The following is a 25,674-nucleotide window of genomic DNA, read 5'->3' as shown; positions in this document are numbered from 1 at the left end:
TTTATCGCACATTCTAAGCCAGCCATCCTACCATCATGGCAAACTGTCCAAACCAGCCTGCAAGCATAATGGAGAGTGCCACACGAATGAACCACACCATCACCATCTTGCCAACGCTTAGCGGTATCTTAGTGGCAAGCACGCACGGTATCATTGCTGAAAAAAATATAATGCCCGATACCGATACCACCGCTGTTACATAACGAGTTAATACATCTGTTTTGGCAAGCAATAAGGCAGGTAGGAACATCTCTGCAAGACCCGATGACATACCTTTTGCTGCCATCATTGGTTCATCCAATCCACCGATGAGTGTGAATGGATATAAAAATACACCTAAAATATCAAAAATGGGCGTGTACTTTTCTAGTAGCAATCCAATCAAGCCAATGGCGATGATGGATGAGACGATGGCAGATGCCATGTCAATGCCATCTTTTAAATTTTGCCAAAGTAATGTGGTTAGGCTTGGGGCATTTTTGGCGGTATGAATGCCTGTATTAATGGCAATATGTAGACGTTTGGCGGTAAGTTCATCATTATCTGGCATGCTTTTGTTGTCATCATATCGGCTAATAGGAGGCAGGCGGGCGGTGATTGCTGTTACTAAGAATGTGATAAAAAGACATGACCAAAAATACATGCTCCAAAATGGCATAAGCTCCAATGTCTTGGCCACAATCACCATAAAAGCGGTAGAGACGGTTGAGAATCCTGTGGCGATAATAACCGCTTCTTTGGCAGAATACGCTCCTTGCTGATACACTCTATCGGTAATTAAAAGTCCCACCGAATAACTGCCCACAAAGGATGCCACCGCATCGATGGCAGACTTGCCCGATGTTTTAAATAAGGGCTTCATCACAGGTTGCATGAGTACGCCAATCATTTCAAGCAAGCCAAATCCCAACAAAAATGACAGCATTAGCGCCCCAATTGGCACAATCATGCCCACAGGCAAGGCAAGTTTTTCAAACAAAAAGGGTAACATGTCTTTTGTCATCAGATTGTCAGGGGCAGTATTGGTGATATAAAGGCATGCCAATATAAGTCCCAATATCTTTAAAATGCTTAGAACTTTGTTGGCCAGGTTTATGCTAACGGTTTTTTGCATAAAGGGCTTTATGATGCCATATATCATCTGAGCAAATAATAAGATGATGGCAAGATTTCTTTGTTCTTTGACCAGATAACTTGCCATATGGTCAAAGGCGATGGTATTTTTACCACCGATGTCAATGGGTACAAAAAACAAGAATATCCCAAGTGCACTAAATCCAATCAATTTGGCAAGTGCCACATGATTTTGTGTTGTCATACATTATCCTTAATATCTATCATCACAAAAAAACAAGTCATCAACATGTTGCCGACGACTTGTTTTAATAACCTTAAAATCACTTAAAAGTTATTTCACCATCGGCAAATTCAAACCATAGTTTTTGGCAGTTTCAATCGCCAATTCATAGCCTGCATCAGCATGACGCATGACCCCACTGCCACAGTCATTGACCAGCACATTGGCAAGGCGTTTGGCGGCCGCTTCTGTGCCATCGGCGACAATCACCATGCCAGAATGTTGGCTATAACCCATGCCCACGCCGCCGCCATGGTGTAGGCTGACCCATGTTGCCCCGCCTGCCACATTGAGCATGCCATTTAATAATGCCCAGTCGGACACCGCATCGGTGCCATCTTTCATGGATTCACTTTCTCGGTTGGGGCTGGCAACTGACCCTGTGTCTAAGTGGTCTCGTCCGATGACAATCGGGGCTTTTAGTTCGCCATTTTTCACCATCTCATTAAATGCCAGACCTGCTTTGTCTCGCTCACCCAAACCCAGCCAGCAAATGCGAGCAGGCAGACCTTGAAAGTGAATGCGTTCTTTTGCCATGTCTAGCCAGTTATGCACATGTGTGTTCTCTGGAAACAGTTCTTTGATTTTTTGGTCGGTTTTATAAATGTCCTCAGGGTCGCCAGAGAGTGCCACCCAACGAAACGGGCCCTTGCCTTGACAAAATAGCGGACGAATATAAGCAGGCACAAAGCCTGGAAAATCAAAGGCATTTTTCACCCCAGCGTCAAAGGCAACTTGACGGATGTTATTGCCATAATCGGTGGCAGGCACGCCCATCTTTTGCAAATCAAGCATGGCTTGCACATGAATGGCACACGATTTGGCAGCCTCTTGGGTCAATTTGGCATGTTGGCTTGGGTCTTGTTGGGCAGCCCTCCAATCATCCACCGTCCAGCCAATGGGCAGGTAGCCATGAATTAAGTCATGGGCTGATGTTTGGTCGGTCACAAAATCAGGCTTGATGTCGCCATTTTTGGCACGCTGAACAATCTGTGGCAAAATTTCAGCAGCATTACCCAAAAGAGCGATGGACACCGCCTCGCCTTTACTGGTGTGTTCTTTGATAAGCTCATAAGCGTGGTCAAGGTCGTTTGCCTGCTTATCCACATAGCCTGTACGCAAACGAAAATCAATGCTCGACTGTTGGCATTCAATGTTTAATGATGTCGCCCCTGCAAAAGTCGCCGCCAGTGGCTGAGCCCCACCCATGCCACCAAGCCCTGCGGTCAAAATCCAACGCCCTTGCCAGTTATTGGTGCTTTTGTCGCCTTTTTTTGTGCCAAAGTGCTGTCGCCCTGCTTCGGCAAAGGTCTCATAAGTACCCTGCACGATGCCTTGTGTGCCAATATAAATCCAACTGCCTGCGGTCATCTGCCCATACATGAACAAATCTTTGCGGTCAAGCTCGTTAAAGTGTTCCCAAGTTGCCCAGCGTGGCACAAGGTTGGAGTTGGCAATTAACACTCTGGGGGCATTTTCGTGAGTGTTGAACACGCCAACGGGCTTGCCTGATTGAATGAGCAGTGTTTGGTCATCTTCTAGCTGTTTTAGACTTGCCAAAATTTGGTCATAACATTTCCAGTTGCGTGCTGCCCGCCCAATGCCACCATAGACCACAAGACTTTGGGGGTTTTCGGCGACATCAGGGTGTAGGTTATTTTGTATCATGCGGTAAGGGGCTTCGCTAAGCCAGCTTTTACAGGTCAATGCTCTGCCTGTGGGGGCTTTGATGACACGGCTTGTGTCGGTGCGAGTGAATTGGTTCATATGTATTCCTTGTGTTCTTGGATGTTAGTCAAGTTGCTCATTTAAGTTAAATTTGTCTATACAAATTTAACTTAATGTAGCAAAAAAATTGGACAAATGCAAGGGATTTTTGGACATTAACCCAAAAACGCTGTCTTTAATTTTATTTTAAAATACGCTATACTGTTTTTTTCTTCATATATGATTGACAAATGCCAAAAATACCTGCCTACCAACGCATCAAATCCACCATCTTAACCAAAATTCACACAGGACAATGGGCGGTTGGCTCTGCCATTCCCACCGAGATGGCATTGTCTCGTGAATTTGATGTGGCTCGCATGACTGTTAATCGTGCCCTAAAAGAGTTGACCGATGAGCAAGTTTTAGAACGCCGTCAAGGTTCAGGAACATTTGTGGCTCAGCAGCGGTTCAACCAGACTTTTATCACCGTTCGTAATATCGCTCATGACATACAAAACACAGGCAAACGCTATCATGCCAAAGTGATAAGCCAGCTTGCTCTACCCAAAAGCGACCTACCGCCATCGGCCCGGGCAGTGTTTGATGACACTCAGCGTCTTTATCAAGTGGAGATTGTGCATTTTGGCGATGGCAAGCCTGTGCAATTTGAACGGCGTTTTGTGGATTTGACAATCATTCCCGCCTTTGAATATCAAGATTTTAATACAGTCAATACCAGCGACTATCTTATCAGTCAAGTACCGCTTGTGCGTGGCTGTTATTTCATTGAAGCAATGCCTTGCCCATCTGATGTGGCGAATTTTTTGGAATGTCAGGAAGACTCGCCTGCTTTGTGTCTGTCTCGCTACACTTATTCAGGCGATAAAGTGGTTACTTTTGTACAAATGTGGCATGATGGAGCCACGTTTCGTTTTGATGGAACAATAGGTTAGCCATCTCATCGCCACAGCCAAAAACCCCAACCTGCTCTTAGATTGGGGTTTTGTGTCATTTATCCTATAAAGATAAAAAAATGAGTGAAAATTTTAAAATATCGGTGTTTAAACTGCTTTTAAATCATTAAGCTCACTGAGTAATACTGACAGCTCTGCCAGTCCCACCTTGTCTGACAGACTGTCTATCTGCCCTGCCAGCTCTGCCAACTGTTTTTGGTGCTTATCTTGCCACACTGACAGATTGCCCAATGCCAATACATCAGCGATAAGCGTCATAAACGCGCGTTTAAACTCGCCTGCCAATGCCAAAGACGCTTTTATGTCCCAATAGCTCTCAGCAGGCAAATTTGCCACCGCTGATGTTAACTTGTCCATACGCAACTGCAAAAACACGCCAAAATATGCCTGTGCTACATCGGTTAGTGCCACCTGCTTTTGTTTGGCAAGTGCCACAATGTCAAGTGCATGCACATAGATGGGCAGGCGAGCAAAGACGTACGCATCATCATCGCTAAGTCCTTGGGCGGTCAAATCAGCGACATCTTTGGCGATATACGCCCCAAAATGCTCATCAATGACATCATAAGAGAACAGCTCTGCCACCATGTTTTTAAAGGTCAATGCTGTCTGTGCCACACTCTCGCCTGTCAGCTGACGGTTTAAGAACCATGTCATGCCTTGTTTTAGCACGTCTTGGATGGTAAGTTCAAGCTCGATTTGGGTGTTGCCAGCGACGACATTGTCAAGGCTTGACAATCTGTCCCACACCGCTTGCACATCAAAGACATCACGTACGATGGCATAGCTTCTGGTAATGTCTGCCATGCCATGACCTGCATCGCTCATGCCAAACACATTTTCAATGCCCAAACGATTCACCAGTGCGTTGGTCAGATAAGTACAAATAATCTCACGGTGTAGACGGTGATGGGTCATCTCATCAAAAAACTGCTCACCGAGTGCATCTGGAAAGTACTTTTTAAGTTCATGCAAAAAGTAAGCATCTTCGGTCAAGCCACTGTTAAGCAATTCATCGTACACCCACATTTTGCCATAAGAGAGCATGACTGCCAGTTCAGGGTTGGTCAATCCACGCCCATCTTTTGTCTTGCGTTTGATGAGAGTATCATCGCTTGGCAAGTATTCAATGAGACGGTCAAGGCGACCTTTTTGCTCCAAAAAGTTCATAAAACGAATGTGTTCACTTGCATGTTCAAAGGCTTGGTGGGCAGACAGTTCAATGGTCTGTGGTTGTAAGTAGTTTTGGCGTAATACCAAATTTGCCACCGTATCGGTCATGCTTGCCAACAAGTCATTACGCTCTTTGATGGTCATCTCACCACGTTTGGTAAGTGCACCCAGTAAAATTTTGATATTGACCTCATGGTCTGAACAGTTCACACCGCCTGAGTTGTCAATGGCATCGGTGTAGATGCGTCCACCATTTAGGGCATACTGGGTACGTCCACGCTGAGTACAACCTAAGTTGCCCCCCTCACCGATAACTTTGGCACGCACATCACGCCCGTCCACACGAATGGCATCATTGGCACGGTCACCGACATCGCTGTGATCTTCATCAGATGATTTGACATAAGTACCAATACCGCCATTCCAAATCAAGTCCACAGGGGCTTTTAACAGTTTATTTAGTAACTCATTGGGTGTAAGACTGTCTTCATCAATATCAAAACACTCTTTCATCTGGGCACTGATGGCGATGGATTTGTCCGTACGGTGAAACACACCACCACCTTCACTAATCAGTGCTGTTTGATAATCTGTCCATGCCGAACGTGGCATATGAAACAGACGTTCACGCTCATCAAAACTTACCTTGGCATCAGGGTTTGGGTCAATGAATATGTGCAAGTGGTTAAAAGCTGCCACAAGACGGATGTTTTTAGACAGCAGCATGCCATTGCCAAAGACATCTCCGCTCATATCACCAATGCCCACCACGGTCAATTCATCACGGGCTTGAATGTCTTTGCCCATCAAACGAAAATGGCGTTTGACACTCTCCCATGCCCCACGAGCGGTAATTCCCATGCCTTTATGGTCATAACCTGCCGAGCCACCTGATGCAAAGGCATCTTGTAGCCAAAAGTTATATTCAGCAGACAAGGCATTGGCAATGTCTGAAAAAGTCGCTGTGCCTTTGTCAGCTGCCACAACCAAATAGGGGTCATCTTCGTCATGACGGACGGTGTTGGCAGGCGGAACAACCGTGCCATCAACCAAATTATCGGTCAAATCAAGCAAACCACGGATATAGCTCTGATAACATGCCACACCATAAGCCTGCCACATTTCACGATTTGCCTGCTTGGATTTGTCTTTACACACAAAACCGCCTTTTGAACCCACAGGCACGATGACTGAGTTTTTAACCATTTGTGCTTTAACCAAACCCAGCACCTCAGTGCGGTAGTCCTCCATGCGGTCAGACCATCTAATCCCACCACGAGCCACCTTGCCACCACGCAAATGCACCCCTTCAACTTTTGGCGAGTATACATAAATTTCAAACATGGGTTTGGGTTTGGGCAAATTGGGAATATCGCTTGCTTTGAATTTAAAAGATAAACGGTCTTTTCTTAATCCATCTTTATCGGTCTGATAAAAATTGGTACGCAGCATGGCATTAAATAAATCCAAGAACCAACGCACAATACGGTCCTCATCAAGGCTCGTAACAGAGCTAAGCTCACCGTCAATCTGTGCCAAAATCGGAGTGGTGTCCGCTTGCTCAGTAGGCGACATCTTGGCGTGAAAGAGTTTGACAAGCAAACTGGCAATGACGGGATTGCCCACAAGTGTGCTGTGAATGTACTCAGTAGAAAATGGGGCTTGGGCTTGAATGATATAACGAGACAAGGCACGCAGTACCACCACATCATAAGTATCAATCTCTGTGGTCAAAATCAGCTCATTTAGGTGATCAGATTCCACCCTTTCTTGCCAAATCTCATCCAAAGCATGCTCTACTTGTGACTTAACCGTCGTTAAATCTACCGTCAATCCTGCTTTTAGGGTTAATTGATATTCTTGCAACCATAAATTAGCATCATGAGCATCTTGTCCACCAAAATCATAGGTAGATGCTGAGATGACCGCCACCCCAAAATGCTCTAATATGGGCAATACATGTGATAAGGTCAAAACCTCGCCTCTGCCATAGAGTTTTAAAGTTAAGCTGTCCGCATCTTGGTCTGCTAACTGACACAACTGCCAAATCTTAGGATTGTCATTATCAAGCGAGAGTAATTTGGCAGTGTCTGCCACCGCCGTCATCACATCAAAGCGTTCCTGATACGTCAAAGGAATGCTTGCACCCAGTGTTGCCAATATCTGTCTGGCACGAATTTGTCCCATTTGCTCACTTAGGGCTTTGGCATACTCATCACGCCAATCGTGCATGAGTGCTGACAGTTCACGCTCCAATTTAGCCAAATCATAATCTTTTACTTTGCCTGTCTCGGTGCGTACATGGATATGCACACGTGCATGATGAAGTTCATTAAATTCAGTGGTAAAGCTTGATGAGACACCGCCAAAGGCTTGGGTTAGGGCATCTTGTATTTTTTGGCGTAAACCGCTGTTAAACTTAGACAGTGGCACATAAACCAAGCACGACACAAATCGCTGATAATGGTCGGTACGCACAAGCAGGCGTAGGCGATTTTTATTGTGCAAATTGGCAATGCTTGTTACCATCACATAAAGCTCATCGGTACTGGCTTGAAATAGGTCATCACGGGGCAATGTGTTGATGATATGGGTAAGTTTAAGATAAGCATGGCTGTTTTTGGGCAGGCGTGACATGGCAAGGATTTTGCCAGCTTTTTCATTAAGTAGCGGAATGTTTGCCACGCTGGTTTGATAAGCACGTGATGTTAGCAGTCCAACGAAACGATACTCACCAATGAGCTGTCCTTGACTGTTGTATTTTTGAATGCCCAAAAAATCCAAATAGGCAGGGCGATGGATGGGTGACAGACGTGCTGATTTAGATAAAATCAGTACTTGTGGTCTGGCAATGAGATGTTTTAGATGCGTGGGCAAACCATGAAAGCTATTAGACAGCTCGTCGGTGTCTTTGCCTTGTAGTACACCCAGTCCACTGCCACCGACTGAGTATAACTCAGGCACGCCATTGTTGTTTTCAAAGCGGTACTCACGATACCCCATAAAGATAAAGTTATCACGCCCTACCCACTCTAAGAAGTCTGTTACTGCATCTTTGGTGTAATGCGTTGTCGGAATGGGCAGGCTTTTTAGCTCTTGATTAATCTCATCGAGCTTGCCTGCCATCGCCACAAAATCACCGACGATGACATCAATGGTGTGGATTTTATCCAATAATGCTTCTTTGATTTGTGTTAGTTTGTCATCACTTTGGCGGTCAATCTCAATGTGCACAAGTGCAAAGTGACCCTGTGCTTGACCATTACTTTCATAAACGCCATGAACGTTAGTTATGTGCTCATCCGTGCGTTCTACCTGAATGATGTTATTATAAATGCGATGAACACCAATGCCCTGACTCTCTAAACTCATCAGCAATGTGTCGGTCAAAAAAGGACGGTCAGGTGCAACCAAGGAGATGATGGTATGCTCGCTGTCAAATAGGTCTGACTCACAAGGGTTAATGACACTGATGCTGGGGTTTTTTCCATCATGCGTTTTTAATAGATTAAAATGGTGCAACGCCATGCCCGATAACGTTTCATCAGAAAATTTGTCCGCCATTTCCACAGGCAGGTGCTGATAATAAATGGGAATGAAGTTCGCCAATATCTCTTGATTTTTGCCATGATTGTCATGATGATGACTTATGGCATGATGGGTGATATTGCTGATGCGTTCATGGGCGATGGTTGGTTGCTTATGTGTCATGTTTTTTCCTGTTGGCTTTAAATGGTGATTGTTTAAAGATAAACGTATATAAACTAAACCAAAGCCCATAAAATAGCAAATGGAAAAACTTTGTGTTATTATCAGTTTTTATGATAAATATAAAATTTTTTAGATAGATTTCTAATAAGTGTTTTGGCATGGTGCATGATGATGGGCGATAAAGATGAGCATCACTTTTGCCGATGACGGCGATCAGCATTTTATTTTAAAAAACATTCTCCAAAATCTGATTTTGCATTATAATAGGGCTTTGGTTGCCTATGATTTTGTGGGCATGCTCTCTTACTTGTATATATGAAACGAACATACGCCATGAAAAAATCCTTACTTAGCCTAACGCTACTTTGTCTTAGCCTGCCTGCTGCCTCCCAACCAAATACATCAGCCCTTGATGGCTTAACCATTGGCGTCTTAGCCAGCTTAGATGCAAATGCCTATGCCACTGATGACAAAGTGGGCGTGTTGCCATTGGTGTTATACGATAATGACCATTTTTATGCCGAAGGCTCGGAGTTTGGGTTTTATGCTCACAAAGACAGCAAAAATTGGTTTCGTGTGGGTGTGGGTCATGAATCTCGCCACTTTAAGCCAGATGATGCCACCAAAGTTGCCCTAAAAAACCTAAACCCCCGTCAATCCAGTGCCAACCTGGTGCTAAGTTATACCTCCATCACGCCCATAGGTGGTTTTGAGATGAAGGCGGGCTTGGACATGATGGACAGAAGTGGCGGTCAAACGCTGTCATTGGCTCATCGGAGTCTGTTTAAATTCGCCGATGATAAACTCACCATTTATCCTAAATTTGGCATAAACTGGTACAGTGATGATTACAATCAATACTACTTTGGTGTATCAGAACAAGAAAGCATTAAAACAGGCATGAATGCCCACACCGTTAAATCAAGCTACTCACCGTTTGTTATGGTCTCTGGCAAATACCGATTTGGCGACCATGTCGGTGCCTTTGCCAGCACCAAAGCCCAATGGCTCTCATCAACCCAAAAAAACAGCCCCCTAACTGATGGCAAAATGGACATTAAGGCAAATATGGGGTTAACTTATACTTTCTAAATCATCAAAGCAATAATAAAAAAAGAGCAAATGCGGTGTTTGCTCTTTTTTTATTATTGGTTAATTTTAATTCATCAATCCATTTTTATCAGTTTTCACCAGATTGTAATTGGATGTAATTTTGAGTGCCAATATCTGCCATCTTCTCTTGCTGAGTTTCTAACCAATCTTCATATTCTTCGTTAGCGTCCTTTAATTTGATGAGCAGTTCACGAGAAACAAAATCACGCTTGGAGGTGCACACCTCTATTGCCTCTACGAGTATGTCATGTTTGCGTTTTTCCAAACGCAAATCACAGCCCAAAATCTCTTCTACGGTCTCGCCAATCATCAGTTTACCCAAATCTTGCAAATTTGGCAAACCCTCCAACAACAAAATCCGTTCAATGAGTTCATCTGAAAATTTCATCTCAGCAATTGACTGCTTAAAAAATGAATCGTTTAATTCCTCTACGCCCCAGTTTTTTACGATACGGGCATGTAAAAAATACTGATTAATGGCAATTAAGGATTGACCCAATACCAAATTTAGCTGACGGATAACGTCTTTATCGCCTTTCATGTACTTACCTTTTTGTTTCATGTTTGATTTTTTGCATCTACACAGGGCTTCTGTGGCATCAAAAGGGTGTTAAATGCTAACGCCCTTTTTTGCCCATTGCCCGCATCACTATTTAGTGTGTAGCACCCGCCATGTTCGGATTGCCACTTTGGCTTTGTAGGTAGTTTTGTAGTCCCATAAGTTCAATCAAACGCAACTGTTTTTCTAACCAATGAGCATGGTCTTGTTCAGTGTCTTCTAGCTGACGCACGAGCATGTCACGGGTAACATAATCACGTTCAGCTTCACAGATGGCAATGCCCTCTTTTAGGTGTTCTTGCACGGTGTATTCAAGATTTAAATCATTTTTTAGCATGGCAGGCACGTCTGTACCGATGTTAATCTTGCCCACCTGCATATTTGGTGTGCCACCCAGCATGATGATGCGATTAATAAGCAGGCGTGCATGTAAGGTCTCATCTTCCATTTCATGATAAATGCGATCATGTAATTTACCAAGTTCCCATTCAGCATACATTTGTGAATGGATAAAATACTGGTCTCTGGCACCCAACTCGCCTGATAATAAGAAATTGAGATAATCAATGACTTTTTGAGATGATTTCATGATAAAATCCTATGTTAAAAAAATAAGATACAATTAGCTGGTGCTATATGATGAGACACATCATATAGCATAAAGGGGGGAATTGACAAGAGAGAATTTGTATGACAAATGAACTGCGAATGACTTACGCAGTGAGAATGGCTATTACAATAACAAAAATTTTCACCCAAGCACTAATCTTAGGTGAGTTGGAAAAACTGACTTTTCAAATAAGTTAAGTTATTGATTATATTGTTGTTTTTATCATTGATGGCAATGACTTTCATCATTTTAATGATTTGCAAATAATAAGGTTTATTATTTAATTTTATTAACTTGAAAATGAATATTGATTGATAATTTTAATTCAGATACGACGATGTCAAAGCACTGATATCCAGAAATGTTATAGAAATAAATTTACCAAATATTTACAAAATACCAACCACGCATTCATCACATTGCCATGGCATCCACCGCCACATATTTGGCATGATGTTCATGAACCAAGTCCTGCACCATTGGCAAGCAACAGCCACAACAAGTACCAACTAACAGCTCATTTTGTAGAGCCTCTACGTCATCTATGCCTTGTAGCATGGCAGTTTTGATTTGGGTGTCTTTGATGTCATGGCAAATACAAACATACATGGCAAATTCCTTAGCGAATGCTGTTGCGATTGGTTATTTTGAGTTGATTGCATTTTAAGATAAATAAGAACGGTTATTCTTATTAATACATGATGTTATATTAGCAATAATTATTATTATTTTCAAGCGATAATTACCATTTTTAATCAAAAAGTTTGAAAATTTTGATGATGATGAAAAACCCCCAAATCTTAATATTTAGGGGTCAGTTCAATCATGTTTGGGTGTATTGGGGATTTGATGGCAGATTCATTCATCCACAAAAGACAGCCAGTGTTTATATTTGTCATTACGCCCTTGCACAACGTCAAAATACAAAGTCTGCAATTTTTCGGTCAATTCACCACGCCCCCCTTTGCCAATCACACGGTCGTCATATTCACAGATTGGCGTTACCTCAGCTGCCGTGCCTGTCATGAAAACCTCATCGGCAAGATAAAATTCATCACGAGTGATGCGACGCTCCACCACCTTAATACCCAAATCATGAGCAAAATCAATGATGGTACGGCGTGTGATGCCATCCAACGCCCCACCTGCCAAATCTGGGGTGTGCAATTCGCCATTTTTCACCAAGAATAGATTCTCACCTGAACCTTGGCACACATAGCCCAATGGGTCCATCAAAATGGCTTCATCATAACCTGCTTTGGTTGCCTCTTGGTTGGCAAGGATAGAAACAGGATAATTGGCAGCAGCTTTTGCCTTGCACATGGTAACATTGGGGTGATGATGTGTGTAACTTGATGTCTTGGCACGAATGCCATTTTTGATGCCATCTTCGCCTAAGTATGCTCCCCAATGCCATGCAGCAACGGCGGCATGAATGGTGTTGTCCTTGGCAGCGATGCCAAGTTTTTCTGAACCTACCCAAATAAGTGGACGGATATAGGCACTGGTAAGGTTATTTTCACGCACCACCTTTTTTTGGGCGTCCATCAGTTCATCATGACCATAACGCACATCAAGCTGAAAAATTTTAGCAGAATTTAACAGACGTTCGGTGTGTTCATGCAGGCGAAAAATGGCAGTACGTCCATCAGGGGTCTGATAGGCACGCACGCCCTCAAACACTGCCAAACCATAATGCAAGCTGTGAGTGAGTACATGAACTTTGGCATCGGGCTGGTTGATGAGTTCGCCATCTAGCCACATTTTACCATCTTGGGTTGCTAAATTCATAAGTTTTTCCTTAATAAAGCATGAATTTTAAATAATATTTTATAAATACGGTATTTTTAAAAAATAAAAGTAATCGTATGATTATAACACTGTTTGGGTATTTTGCAATCATTTTTTAGGATGTGGCACAAGCGATTGCTGTCTCTACCAGTGCAAATTGGCGGACGTCATTGAGCATGGTTGTGTCAAAGTTATGAATAAAGGCAAAGGACAGATGTTTACTAGGGTCGCAAAACGCCACCGAACCATTATAACCCATATGCCCATAAGCATGTGGTGTATCTTGTAAGCTAAATAAGCGATGAAAACCTGAACGCCACCGCATGTTGGCAGGCATGACCGCATCAAAACCATCCACACGCACCGCACGCATGTCGGCAAGCACGGCAGGCGTGATGAGTGTTTGTCCCTGCCACACACCATCATTGGCGTGCATGGCGTATATCACGGCTAAGGCATGGGCACTAGAAACCCCATTGGCGGCAGGAATGGACGCTTGCATGACTTTATCATGATGATAGTCTATACCATCACGCCCATTAGGCATGAGTGCATTTTTATAATTGCTAAGGTTCATTTTGGTGGTGTCAAAATAAAGCCTATTAATGTTGGCTGTGCTAAGCGTGGTTACATTCTCCGCCCATAAAGGGGCAATGTCAAGCCCTGCATATACTAAGAGCATCTCTTTGCTGTCAGGTTTTAAAGTTGGCTTGCGTTTGGTGATGGGTGTGCCATCAAAATAACGCACAGGTCTTGCAACTTGCCCCAGTTTATCAGCAGGTAATTTATAATACAGCTCTTTGTATAAACCTAGGGGTTTGGCAAGGTATTCATCTAAGGCATCTTGTAAGGACAATCCTGTTACACGCTCCACCAATCCACCCAAAATCCATCCTAGAACCAATGCAGCATAGGCACTGCCATAATCATGTTCGCCCTGCCCTTTGGGGGTGTCTGGTGACATTTGGGCAACTTTGGTGGTCATCGCCTGCCAATCGGTCAATTCATCTGTGTCATTGGTGAGTGTGGTAATATTAAACAGCCCTGAGGTGTGGGTTAGTACATGGCGTGGCGTGATATGTTCTTTGCCTCCTACCCCAAATTCTGTCCAATACGACTTAATAGGTGTGTCATAGTCTAGTAGCCCCTTTGAGACCAGCACCGCCATCAGCGTTGCCAACACTCCTTTGCCGATAGAGAAATTTACCGACAGCGTGTGAGCATGCCAATTTTGATGCGGTAGAGCTTGCCCTATGGCAGTGTTTACTACTGTTTTGCCTTTATGGATGATGACAAGTGAGCCGCCAGCAGGCTTGTCATCAAATTGTAATTTAGACAGCAGTTCGGGAAAATCTTGCCACATGATGTGTACCTTATGATAAAAATTGTAGAGTAATTTTGCAAGGGTGTTAGGAAAAGTTTAAAATGCGTGGATGGTTTGTCGTCATTGGGCATCCCACAAAATGTATTTTCATAAAATTGAAAACAAAAACAGAGCAAATGTTATCGCCCTGTTTTTGGTTGTTTATCATAAAAACGTAATTTTACCAAGCAAGTGCGGCTTTTCACTGCCAGCTGCATACAAAGCAAAAACTCGCCCATCACCGTCTTGACGTGCCACAAAGTCAATCTTAGATGGCAAGAAAATGGGGGCTTTAAATGATACATCTACTCGGTATGCTTTTGGTAAATCATAAAACTGAGCAATGCTTGCCGCCTTTGACCACATGCCATGAGCGATTGCCTTAGGAAAGCCAAATGCCCGAGCCGATAAGGGATGCAAATGGATTAGGTTAAAATCCCCCGACACAAATGCGTAACGTCGTCCGATGTCCTCTGGGATGTTAATGAGTTCTGCCCAATCGTTCTCATCAGGCTCTAAGCGTGGCACACTTTTAGGGGTAGATTTTACCTTAGGTTCATCGACGGGCTTTTTTTGACGAGACAAATAGGTTGATGTCCCCTGCCACACCAGTTCATCACCAACATGCACTTTGGTAATAAAATCAAAAGTTTGCCCCTTGTCATGAGCGGTCAGATTGTCAAGTTGCACACTCATCTTGACCGTTTCGGTATCAAAAATTGGACGATGCTGCGTAACGCTGTTTTCTAAATGCACAAGTCCAAGCATGGCAAAGGGGAAATCAGGCTTTGCCATCATGTTCATCTGTAATGTTTGCGAGAGTACCGCAAAATACGTTGGCGGTACACGCCCATCATCAATAAATCCACAGATTCGCCGATAATCTTGCAAGTTATTTTGGTCAATGGCAAGTGTATCCACAGCATATACCAAATCAGGCAGAGCCCCAGCTCGGTTATCGCCGTGTGGAATCAGACTTTTGATGACATTGGCGTAAGTGGTGTGCATTTTTGGCAATGCTTTAAAATGTTGTTCTGCCATATCATACCTTTATATAAAATAATTTACTAAATTTTAGATGGTTTCATAAATAGTTGTCATGAATAAAAATCATGCCCCAATCACGCTTTGACCACACACACGCACCACATTGCCATTTAGCCCTGATGCTTTTGGTGATAATAGCCATGAGATGGTCTCTGCCACGTCCACAGGTTCACCACCTTGGCTCATTGAGTTCATACGACGCCCAGCTTCACGAATGGCAAAGGGCATGGCGTGGGTCATTTTGGTCTCTATAAATCCAGGAGCGACAGCATTAATGCGACGTGCTGAACCCTCCAAATTTTTAGCAGTTGCTTCAACAAGACCGATAACCCCCGCTTTACTCATGGCGTAGTTGGTTTGTCCTAAATTACCAGCAATCCCTGAGATGCTAGACACACAGACAATACGAGCCGACTCTGATAAACCATCATTGGCAAACAGGTAAGCATTAATGGCACTTATGGCATTTAGATTGACGTTTAACACCAAATCCCATTTATCAGCACTCATGTTGGCTAAGGTTTTATCACGAGTAACGCCAGCGTTATGCACTACACCGTCCAACACGCCACACGCTTTTAAAATTTGTTCGCCAGCGTCCGTTTGGGTGATGTCAAGTGGCAAGGCATGACCACCCAAATTACCAGCAACTTTTTGTAAATCCGCCAAAGAAGCAGGCACGTCTAAGCAGTACAGCTCTGCCCCGTCTCGTGCTAAGACTTTGGCAACTGCCTCACCAATACCCTGACTTGCCCCTGTAACTAGGATTTTTTTGCCCTTTAAGGGCTTGTTCTCATCAAAGTCAACCAAAGACAACTCATCACCATTGTTCTTGATATACACCGCTTGTCCTGAGACATATGCTGACTTTGCTGACATAAAAAAACGTAAAGCGTGGTCTAGGTGTTTTTCAGCACCAATCTCAGTATATAGCACATTGGCGGTAATGCCTTTTTTAAATTCTTTGGCAAGTGATTTGATAAAACCTAACACCGCACGCTGTGCCAATGCAAAATCAATGTCCGTACCTGTGCAACAAGACGGACGAGCAATGATAACAATCCGACCAGACGGTTTGATGTGGCGAGCGATTTTATGGAAAAATTCATACACCGCTTTTAATCCATCCGCATCTTTGATGTTGGTTGCATCAAAAATCGCCACTTTAAAACGCACATTTTCATCTCTAAGGCGTTCATCCAGTCCATCAGAGGTGGTAATTTTAGCATCTAGTGCGTTTAAAGTCTCATTAATGCTTCGGTTAACATTACTGTCGCCTACTGTTCCTAATGCCACTTCACCACGCACCACAGGCTGACCCATTTCAAAGCGGTCAAGTTTTATGGGCGTGGGCAGACCCAAATTTTTTGCCACAGTTTTGCCCAAACCTGATTGCACCAATTCACCATAGCGGTCGCTCATATGAGTATCCTTTTTGTTTAAAATGGTTTAAAAATATCATCGTCATTCTAGCATAAAAATAATTGTTAGCACAAAATTTTCTTTATTATAAATGTAAGTTATAAATTTTATATAAATAACAAAAAATTAGTTAATAGAGTAAAAAATATTTTCCTTTTTGAACCAAATGATGATAATCTAGCATGATAAACAGATAAATGTTGCATCATTTTTAAAATCAACAATTACCAACTTGATTTAATTTTTACCCATCATTTACCCATTGTACCTTTTACCCATTTATATTTAAGGATAAGTCATGACCATCAAAAAAGTCGCCATTTTGGGGGGAAACCGCATTCCCTTTGCTCGCTCAAACGGTGCTTATGCAGATGCCAGTAATATTGACATGCTCTCATCGGCACTGGACGGTTTGGTTAGTCGCTTTGATTTGGCGGATAAAGAGATTGGTGAGGTGGTGGCAGGCACGGTCTTAAAGCACAGCCGTGATTTAAACCTAACTCGTGAAGCCCTGTTAAATACTCGCTTATCACCTACAACACCCACCTATGACATCTCGCAGGCGTGTGGTACAGGTTTACAAGCCACATTTGCCATTGCCAATAAAATTGCACTGGGCATTATTGATAGCGGTATCGCAGGCGGTACAGACACAACATCTGATGCACCCATTGCCTTAGGAGATGGCATTCGTAAACCCTTGCTTGCCATGAATAATGCCAAAACCACCAAAGCTCGCTTGACCGCCCTAACCCACATCAATCCTAAGGATTTGCTGGCATTTCCTGCCAATGGTGAACCACGCACCCGTTTGTCTATGGGCGAACATCAAGCCATCACCGCCTTAGAATGGAACATCAGCCGTGCCGACCAAGATGAGTTGGCATTTAACAGCCATCAAAATTTGGCTCGTGCATATGATGCAGGGTTTTTTGATGATTTGATGACCCCTTATAAAGGGTTAAGTCGTGATAATAATTTACGTGCAGACACCACACTTGATAAACTTAGCACCCTAAAACCTGCCTTTGGTAAGCGCAATGCCAACCCAACCATGACCGCAGGCAATTCAACGCCATTAACAGATGGGGCATCATGCGTACTTCTTGCTAATGATGACTGGGCAAAAAGACATGGATTAGAACCGCTTGCCTACATCACACATCAACAAACAGCAGCTGTGGACTTTATTGGCAAACATGGGCTGACCGAAGGATTACTGATGGCACCCGCTTATGCCGTACCAAAAATGCTTGCTCGTGCTGGACTGACTTTACAAGATTTTGATTTCTATGAAATCCATGAAGCCTTTGCCAGTCAAGTACTCTCCACACTCGCCGCTTGGGAAGATGAAAATTTTTGCAAAAACCGTTTGGGGTTGGATAAACCATTAGGCAGTATTGACCGCACTAAGCTCAATGTCAATGGGTCAAGTCTTGCCGCAGGACACCCCTTTGCTGCCACAGGTGGACGTATCTTAGCAACCACTGCCAAACTACTGGCTCAAAAAGGCTCAGGACGTGCCTTAATTTCTATTTGTGCCGCAGGTGGTCAAGGTGTAACCTGTATTTTAGAACGTTAATGACGATTTATTTTAAAACAAAAACCCCAATTTATTAGATTGGGGTTTTTGGTTAAAGTTGGCTAATGGTCATTTTTATGTGCCAAATACGCTTTATCGGGCAGACATTGCATTAGATGAACATTCATTCTCTGCCCAAATAGCTGTCCCAATCTTTCCATATGGGTTGCAATCCTTGTTCTGTGAGCTTGCGTACAACTGCTTTAGGGTGGCGGTCATCATCAATGCTAAATTGTTCTAATGTGTCATCTGCTGTTTGGTTATCTGCTGATGAGTATCCGCCCGGTTTGGTCTGTGAATAGGCACTCATTTGTGTTACCATCAAGGGTATCACATGGTCTCTAAATGTTGGCGACTCTCTGGTAGACAGCACAATGTCCACCTCAGGGGCAAACAGACGCAATGCACATAACACTTGAACAAGCTCTTTATCACTCATGGTACAATGTGGCGATATTCCTCCTGCACATGGTCGCAGGCGTGGCACGGCGACGCTAAACCGACTTTGCCAATGGGTTTTTTGTAGGTAGCGTAGATGTTCTGCCATCATGTAGCAGTCTGTGCGAAAATTGTCAGACAATCCCACCAACACCCCAAGCCCAATTTTATCAATCTTGGCTTGTCCGATTCTATCAGGTGCATCTAATCGCCAGTTGAAATTTCTTTTTTTTCCCTTTAAATGATGATAAGCATAGCTGGGCTTATGATAGGTCTCTTGATAGAGCATGACGCCATCTAGCCCCCATGATTTTAGCTGAGCGTAATCATCGGTTGATAACGGTTGCACTTCCATCAACAAAGATGACACATGCTCTCGCACTGTTTTGATGTGTGTTTTAAAATATGGCATGCCCACTTGACTGGGGTATTCACCTGTTACTAACAACACTTGACTAAACCCTAAGCGGTTAATGGTTTGGCATTCTGCCACAATCTCATCATGCGTGAGTGTTTTTCTAGCCATCGGATTGGACAACGAAAACCCACAATAGGTACACTCATTGGCACACAAGTTAGACAGATACATGGGGATAAATAGCCCCACGGTATTACCAAAGCGTTGACGGGTGATTTTTTGTGCCTTAACTGCCATTGCTTCTAGATATTGACTCGCCGCAGGTGATAATAACGCCATCAAATCATTCATGTCTGGCTTATCTTTGGTCAAGGCAATTTTGACATCATGGTCAGTTTTACCATAGATGGACAGGCAAATCTCGTCCCAATTAAGCGTGTCTAAATGGGTACTAAACGTCATCACGCCTCCAAAAATCCAGTCAAAGGGCTGGTTGGCATGGCAGTTTTGCTCACAGTGCCACGCTTGGCAAGGCGTGTCATCATGCCTACTTGAACCGCCCAAGCAAATGCCTTTGCCATCAGCACAGGGTTGCCTGCTGTTGCGATGGCGGTGTTAATCAATACCGCATCTGCCCCCATCTCCATTGCTTGGGTTGCCTGACTGGGTGAGCCAATGCCTGCATCGATGATGATGGGAACGTTGGCCTGTTCTATGATAATCTCTAACATGGCTTTGGTTTGTAGTCCTGCATTTGAGCCAATGGGTGCTGCAAGTGGCATCACCGCATGACAGCCCACATCTTCTAATCGCTTGCACAAAACAGGGTCAGCCCCACAATAGGGCAACACAACAAAACCCTCTTGAACCAATGTCTGTGCCGCTTTAACGGTCTCTATTGGGTCTGGCATCAGCCATTTGGGGTCGGGGTGGATTTCTAGCTTTACCCAATTTGTGCCAAGAGCTTCACGAGCAATGTGTGATGCAAAGATGGCTTCTTTGGCATTTTTTGCCCCAGACGTATTGGGCAGTAAAGACACCCCCAATTTTAATAAAGGGGCTAGGATATCATCATGTTTGTTTATCAAATCTATGCGTCGCATGGACAACGTAACCAGCTCACTGTTTGCCGCTGTGATTGCTGATGTCATCTGTTCTGGGGTGGCAAATTTGCCTGTACCCATCAGCAATCTTGTTGCAAATTGTTTGTTGGCAATGACCAGACCATCATCTTGTTGATTTTGCATCTCAATCTTTTGCATTTCAACCTCCTGCTATCGCACCAAATATGAGCATGGTGTCATTGGGCTTTATGATTTTTGACCAATCATCTTGTGATAAAATATGTTCATTGAGTGCCACGGCGACATTTTCGCTGTCTGTTATTTTAGTAACAATTTCCGCCACACTTGTTCCCATTTGACAATCAAAGGGCTTATCATTAAGGGTGAACTGTATCGTTTTTTTGTCAATCATCAATCATCTCCTGCTCCTACCATCTTTAATAGCTGACAAGTTGCCTTTTGCCAATCATCGGCTTGGGTGATGGCACTGACTACCGCAATGCTTGGCACGCCTGTCATCAGAACCTGTGGTACTTTATTGATGTCAATGCCTCCAATGGCGACTGTTGGATAATCGCCCAGCTGTTTGACTTGCTGTTCTAACGCAACCAAACCTTGTGGTGATGATGGCATGTCTTTGGTTTGGGTGGCAAATATATGCCCCAGTGCAATATAAGATGGAGAAATTCCAAGAGCGACATTCACCTCTGCCATATGATGCGTTGAAATGCCAAGTCTAAGACCTGCATCGGCAATGGCATCAAGGTTGGCACTTTGAATGTCCTCTTGTCCCAAATGCACGCCATACGCCCCATGATGAATGGCCAATTGCCAGTAATCATTAATAAACAGGCGAGCTTGATATTGTCTGCCAAGGGCAATGGCTTGCTTGACCGTTGTCGTTACTTGTGCTTTTTGAGTGGCAGACAGTGTGTCCCAATCGCCTGCTTTTAGCCGTAATTGAATGGTCTTAACACCCAAATCAAGCAGTCTTTTAATCCATATGATACCATCAACCACAGGGTATAACCCCATACGATATGGCACAGTGGCGAAGATGGGGTTGTAGATAACGTTGCTTTTAATGTTAACGCTGTCTGTAAGGTCATCAGACATCATGATAAAGCCTATGTGTTATGAATGATTTAAAGTTACTAAATATTTAGCAAATGCCTAAGAAACATACGGATTTAGGAGCGATAATCGGCATTAATACTGACATATTCATGCGATAAATCACAGGTGTATACTGTATCAGTATAATCGCCCTGCCCCAAATCAATACTGATGGTTATCTCAGGACGGCTCATCACCGCTTGCCCCTGTACTTCGGTGTAGCCCTCCGCCAGTCCGCCACGCTGACAAATGGCAATCTCATCAAGAGATACGCTCACGCATTTTTGATCAAATGGTACGCCAGCATAACCCACTGCCGCCAAAATCCTTCCCCAGTTTGGGTCGGATGCAAAAAATGCTGTCTTAACAAGAGACGAATGAGCCACTGCATAGGCAACTTTGGTACAATCGCCCATGGTCTTACCACCTGTTACTTTGACTGTGATAAATTTGGTTGCCCCTTCACCATCTTTTACGATAAGCCAAGCAATTTTTAGCATCACCTCTTTGATGGCTTGGTAAATGGCTTGATAATGAGTATGGTTTTCACTGTCTATCAAATCACCCGTCTTAGCTGTGGCAATGAGTGTACAGCAGTCATTGGTAGATGTATCACCATCAACAGTAATGCGGTTAAATGTTTGATTGGTCAAATCTACCAAGATTTTTTGTAGTAGCTTTGGACTAATATTGGCATCGGTTGCCACAAAGCCAAGCATGGTCGCCATGTTGGGACGTATCATGCCTGCCCCTTTACCAACACCTGTTACGGTATAAGTTGTGCCATCTATCGTGGTCTGCACACTATGCCCTTTGGGGGTTGTATCGGTTGTCATGATGCTATGGGCACAGCTTAGCCAGTTATCTGCCGTCAAATCCGCCAATGCCTTATCCAGCCCTGCAATAATCCGCTTATCTGGCAAGCTCTCACCAATCACCCCCGTAGAATATGGCAATACTTGACACACACTCACGCCTGTTTTATCTGCCAGTGCCTGACAAGTTGCCAATGCTCTGTTTATGCCATCCTGCCCTGTCCCTGCATTGGCATTACCTGTATTGATGAGTAAGTAGCGTGGCGTTTTTTTCTGAATATGTTTGCGTACGATTTGGACAGGAGCTGCCACAAAGTGGTTTTGCGTGGCAACAACTGCCACACTCGCCCCATCATCTATCTTAAATACTGTCAAATCACGACGATTCTCATAGCGTACATGAGCTTCACAAATGCCGATTTTTAGACCACGAATAGGCAATAATGGTACAAGACTGACATCACCAACTGGCATGGGTCTTTCCTTGTTTTAATATAAATTGTAGTTATTGTATCAAAATTTGTTTAAAAATAAAATCGTTGCATCAAAAACTATTTGTCCTTTGTAAATATTGTTTGTAATTATTAACTAATTTTGGGATTTATTGATTTTTACTATATTAAAATGGATTATGTTAAATAAATATAAAGACAAAATATTACCATTGTGATAACAATGAGAAAATAACTTTTGTTAAAATGGTTAGAGTTTATTTGTGTTGATGGTATTTTAAATAATGCCATCAATGACAAATACGCCCCCAGCATATCAACATGTCTTTACATTTTTACATTTTTTTATTTTAGGAATGCGTTATGAATGTTTCCACCCTACGCTCTATTGGTGTTGCCACCTTAATTGCCACAGGTTTGAGTGCTTGTCAAAGTACGCCTACCCCCATCATTGCTCGATCAGACAGTACATTTGAAACCACAGGACTGGGCAAAACCAAAGCCATTGCCCAAAACAACGCCCTAGCATCCGCTAAGGCTCAGTGCATTCACAAAACTCCCATCGTCATCAATGACACCACCACCTACAATGGTGTGATGGACGAACGCATGGGACGAATAATAGAACAAGGGGCAAAAGTGGTTGGTACGATTTTAAAGACAGGTTCGCCTAAGCTAAGTCGTGATGATGATTATGAGTATTTTATCAAATTTAAATGTCAGTGATTCAATGTTTTAACAAACCATTGGCATTGGATTAACTCTCCCAGTGCCAATGGTTTTTGTTAATTAATTTTATTTTTGTCATTTTAACTTAACTGATATTTACTTGAAATTTAGATATCTATTAATCGCCCTGCTTTTTTATATCATCATGCACTAACAATCCTGTTTGGCGAATTGTTGGGGTATTAACCGCTTTTAATAGTGCCTGCTTGGTACTGTATATCGCCACTTTGCTTCGGGCTCGTGTAATGGCGGTATAAATTAATTCTTTGGATAATAAACGCTCATTATCATCACAAAATACCACAGCGACTTTTTCAAATTCTGACCCCTGTGATTTGTGTACGGTCATTGCATAGACGGTAGTGGCAATATCACCATCTAATAAATTAATCGGCAATCCTTTAACGGTATCACCAAAATACACCGACAATTCATGACTTTGTCTGCCACTTTGCAAGCAAATACCAATATCACCATTAAACAATCCCAAATCATAGCGATTTTTTAATATCATCACAGGACGACCGTGATACCATGGCGATTTTGCTATGGGCAGTTTGAGATAATCACGATGTAATGATTCAATAAAATTATTCATCAATTCATCACCACAATTACCAATGTGTGATGCATTCAAGATACGATATTGGTTAAAACACTCATTTAATGCTTGTAGCTGTTTTTGTTTTTCATCATCGTCATATGTGGCAAAGTGTTTTTTTAATGTTTTGGTTAGGGCAAAAAAGCCATCACAGACCATATATTCATCAGCGATATTTTTATAAAATTGTTGCTGTAAAAATAATGATTGTGCCTTTAAAAATTCAATATCTGTCCATGACAAATGACTGTCCTGGCAAATGAGTGTGGTGAGTTTATCAAATTCTATATCATCTTTTTGGTTGATGAGTTCTGCCAAACGCCCAATGCCCGAATCCTTAGAAAAACGATTGGATTTGATCAAATGCGTGCGTGTCGCCATCAAACTTGGTATGCAACATAAATCCGCCAATACCGCTCCTGCATCTACCGCTGAAAGCTGATGAGCATCGCCCAATAAAATAACCCTAGCTCCACGCTTAATGGCACAAAGTAGATGGCGTGCCAGTTCTGTGCCAAGCATGGATGCTTCGTCCACGATGATGAGTTCATGGGGTAATGGGTTTGATGTATGATATCGGGGCATACCACTTATACCAATGCCAAGCAGGCGGTGAATGGTCATCGGTTCAGGTAAGATGATGTCAGTCTGACTGTCTTTTAATGCGTTTTGGAGCGACTCTGCCATACGCTGTGCGGCCTTGCCTGTGGGGGCAACCAGTGCCAAACTAAGCTCATTACCCATATCTAATAAGGCATGATGCAATGCCAACACAATCTGTGCAACCGTAAAAGTCTTGCCCGTTCCAGGGCCGCCTGTGATGATGCTAAATGGTTCGCTTGCCACCTGTCTGATGGCTTGTTGCTGTTCTAAATTGAGTGATGGGTTAATGGGTAAATTTAGAGTGTGGATGGGGCTGTTGCGAATCTCATGGATGGCGGATAAAAGTTCACGTTCTGCCCGATAACTGCGACCCAACCACAGATATAGCGTGGTATCATCATGATAAAACACCACCACTTTATCCAAGCGTTCATCATTACCATGAACAAAAAAAGGATTGGCATATAACAACTTGATAAATTTATCAAGGTCTTGATTGCATGTGATGCTTGTTAAATAATAAAAACGCAACAGATGAATCATCATCTCACTAAGCTGTCTTAGTGTCTGTTCATCTTGCTGATGATTGTGGTTTTTAGAGATGATGCTTTGTTGATGATATCGCTCTTTTAGGTTATTTTGGATATGGTGAATATAATGGTTCAAGGCTGTTTTATCATCTGATAATTCATCAATTTGACCAAAAATTTCATCAAAATTAAAATCCTGACCCACTTTATCCCAGATAATTACCATCACAGGACTTAATACGGACAATTGCCATGAACTTAATTTGTTACATTTGTCATGGATGATATTTTTATTATCATTATCCATATTATTATGCTTGTTTAATAATAATACCGTATGTCCGTCATGTAGTAAATGATTGATAACAAAATAAATCAAATAAAATATCGTCTCATCAGCACCACTGAACTTAAAATTATCAATATGCCCCATTTTTTGATACCATTGGGCGTTGTCTTGCATGCGTTTGGCAAGATAGGGGGCAATGTTATTTTGATATAAATTATTCATAGATTTTCTTTGTTTTTTATTGAAATTTATTTTAACGTGGTTAGG

The 25,674-nt window shown here is 42.9% G+C and carries 21 protein-coding genes; 5 read left to right on the top strand and 16 right to left on the bottom strand.

The window, feature by feature from the left end:
• Positions 1–13: 13 nt before the first annotated feature.
• Positions 14–1,318: a YjiH family protein gene (locus A7456_RS08130; protein ID WP_067009439.1), complete on the bottom strand. Its 1,305-nt coding sequence runs from the start codon at positions 1,316–1,318 to the stop codon at positions 14–16.
• A gap of 90 nt (positions 1,319–1,408) precedes the next feature.
• Positions 1,409–3,124: a urocanate hydratase gene (hutU, locus tag A7456_RS08125; protein WP_067009437.1), complete on the bottom strand. Its 1,716-nt coding sequence runs from the start codon at positions 3,122–3,124 to the stop codon at positions 1,409–1,411.
• A 191-nt stretch (positions 3,125–3,315) separates the two neighbouring features.
• On the opposite strand from hutU, the gene A7456_RS08120 reads away from it, so the two are divergent.
• Positions 3,316–4,020 (top strand): UTRA domain-containing protein, encoded by a 705-nt coding sequence (locus tag A7456_RS08120; RefSeq protein WP_067009434.1) that lies wholly within the window; start codon positions 3,316–3,318, stop codon positions 4,018–4,020.
• Between the two features lie 108 nt (positions 4,021–4,128).
• Here the strand turns inward: A7456_RS08120 and A7456_RS08115 are convergent, their stop codons facing one another.
• A complete protein-coding gene (locus A7456_RS08115; RefSeq protein WP_067009431.1) occupies positions 4,129–8,925 on the bottom strand; it encodes an NAD-glutamate dehydrogenase in 4,797 nt (1,598 codons plus the stop codon).
• A gap of 184 nt (positions 8,926–9,109) precedes the next feature.
• Here A7456_RS08115 and A7456_RS11945 point away from each other — a divergent pair, with 184 nt between their 5' ends.
• Together A7456_RS11945 and A7456_RS08105 are read left to right on the top strand one after the other, a co-directional pair.
• Entirely contained in the window at positions 9,110–9,244 is a 135-nt protein-coding gene (locus tag A7456_RS11945; protein ID WP_265091062.1) for a hypothetical protein, read from the top strand.
• Between the two features lie 14 nt (positions 9,245–9,258).
• On the top strand, positions 9,259–10,017 hold the full coding sequence (locus A7456_RS08105; RefSeq protein WP_066887648.1) for a MipA/OmpV family protein: 759 nt from the start codon (positions 9,259–9,261) through the stop codon (positions 10,015–10,017).
• A gap of 88 nt (positions 10,018–10,105) precedes the next feature.
• On the opposite strand, the gene bfr (A7456_RS08100) is transcribed toward A7456_RS08105, so the two are convergent.
• From bfr (A7456_RS08100) to A7456_RS08070, 7 genes are all read right to left on the bottom strand, one after another.
• The gene (gene bfr, locus A7456_RS08100; RefSeq protein WP_066887649.1) at positions 10,106–10,579 is read right to left on the bottom strand and encodes a bacterioferritin; all 474 of its coding nucleotides are present in this window, start codon (positions 10,577–10,579) and stop codon (positions 10,106–10,108) included.
• Positions 10,580–10,691: 112 nt separating this feature from the next.
• Complete coding sequence (bfr, locus tag A7456_RS08095; protein WP_067009428.1) at positions 10,692–11,186, bottom strand: bacterioferritin; 495 nt, start codon at positions 11,184–11,186, stop codon at positions 10,692–10,694.
• A 435-nt stretch (positions 11,187–11,621) separates the two neighbouring features.
• Positions 11,622–11,816 carry a (2Fe-2S)-binding protein gene (locus tag A7456_RS08090; protein ID WP_066887653.1) on the bottom strand — a complete coding sequence of 65 codons (195 nt, stop codon included), beginning with the start codon at positions 11,814–11,816 and terminating at the stop codon, positions 11,622–11,624.
• 249 nt (positions 11,817–12,065) lie between these two features.
• Positions 12,066–12,998, bottom strand: coding sequence for a branched-chain amino acid transaminase (locus A7456_RS08085; RefSeq protein ID WP_066887656.1), 933 nt, complete (start codon positions 12,996–12,998; stop codon positions 12,066–12,068).
• A 115-nt stretch (positions 12,999–13,113) separates the two neighbouring features.
• Entirely contained in the window at positions 13,114–14,361 is a 1,248-nt protein-coding gene (locus tag A7456_RS08080) for a serine hydrolase domain-containing protein (protein WP_227713231.1), read from the bottom strand.
• A gap of 165 nt (positions 14,362–14,526) precedes the next feature.
• Complete coding sequence (locus A7456_RS08075) at positions 14,527–15,402, bottom strand: MaoC/PaaZ C-terminal domain-containing protein (RefSeq protein WP_066887660.1); 876 nt, start codon at positions 15,400–15,402, stop codon at positions 14,527–14,529.
• A gap of 69 nt (positions 15,403–15,471) precedes the next feature.
• Positions 15,472–16,830, bottom strand: coding sequence for a 3-oxoacyl-ACP reductase (locus A7456_RS08070; RefSeq protein WP_067009424.1), 1,359 nt, complete (start codon positions 16,828–16,830; stop codon positions 15,472–15,474).
• A 298-nt stretch (positions 16,831–17,128) separates the two neighbouring features.
• Here A7456_RS08070 and A7456_RS08065 point away from each other — a divergent pair, with 298 nt between their 5' ends.
• Positions 17,129–18,412: an acetyl-CoA C-acetyltransferase gene (locus A7456_RS08065; RefSeq protein ID WP_067009423.1), complete on the top strand. Its 1,284-nt coding sequence runs from the start codon at positions 17,129–17,131 to the stop codon at positions 18,410–18,412.
• 124 nt (positions 18,413–18,536) lie between these two features.
• On the opposite strand, the gene thiH is transcribed toward A7456_RS08065, so the two are convergent.
• The 5 genes from thiH to argJ form a co-directional block, all read right to left on the bottom strand.
• Complete coding sequence (thiH, locus tag A7456_RS08060; protein ID WP_198455372.1) at positions 18,537–19,772, bottom strand: 2-iminoacetate synthase ThiH; 1,236 nt, start codon at positions 19,770–19,772, stop codon at positions 18,537–18,539.
• Positions 19,670–20,470, bottom strand: coding sequence for a thiazole synthase (locus tag A7456_RS08055; protein WP_082995507.1), 801 nt, complete (start codon positions 20,468–20,470; stop codon positions 19,670–19,672). The genes thiH and A7456_RS08055 overlap by 103 nt, the downstream gene beginning before the upstream one ends.
• A 1-nt stretch (position 20,471) precedes the next feature.
• Positions 20,472–20,684 (bottom strand): sulfur carrier protein ThiS, encoded by a 213-nt coding sequence (gene thiS / locus A7456_RS08050; protein ID WP_066890895.1) that lies wholly within the window; start codon positions 20,682–20,684, stop codon positions 20,472–20,474.
• Positions 20,684–21,391 (bottom strand): thiamine phosphate synthase, encoded by a 708-nt coding sequence (gene thiE / locus A7456_RS08045; RefSeq protein ID WP_197940239.1) that lies wholly within the window; start codon positions 21,389–21,391, stop codon positions 20,684–20,686. Before thiE ends, thiS begins: the two co-directional genes overlap by 1 nt.
• Before the next feature lie 71 nt (positions 21,392–21,462).
• Positions 21,463–22,677 carry a bifunctional glutamate N-acetyltransferase/amino-acid acetyltransferase ArgJ gene (gene argJ / locus A7456_RS08040; protein WP_067009417.1) on the bottom strand — a complete coding sequence of 405 codons (1,215 nt, stop codon included), beginning with the start codon at positions 22,675–22,677 and terminating at the stop codon, positions 21,463–21,465.
• 341 nt (positions 22,678–23,018) lie between these two features.
• On the opposite strand from argJ, the gene A7456_RS08035 reads away from it, so the two are divergent.
• Positions 23,019–23,381, top strand: coding sequence for a hypothetical protein (locus tag A7456_RS08035; protein ID WP_067009413.1), 363 nt, complete (start codon positions 23,019–23,021; stop codon positions 23,379–23,381).
• 121 nt (positions 23,382–23,502) lie between these two features.
• On the opposite strand, the gene recD is transcribed toward A7456_RS08035, so the two are convergent.
• Entirely contained in the window at positions 23,503–25,629 is a 2,127-nt protein-coding gene (gene recD, locus A7456_RS08030; RefSeq protein WP_067009410.1) for an exodeoxyribonuclease V subunit alpha, read from the bottom strand.
• Between the last annotated feature and the right edge of the window lie 45 nt (positions 25,630–25,674).

It is taken from the genome of Moraxella nonliquefaciens, assembly GCF_001679005.1.
GTDB lineage: Bacteria > Pseudomonadota > Gammaproteobacteria > Pseudomonadales > Moraxellaceae > Moraxella > Moraxella nonliquefaciens.
The sequence above is the reverse complement of the archived record's forward strand: the minus strand, read 5'-3'. Positions and strand labels throughout refer to the sequence as shown.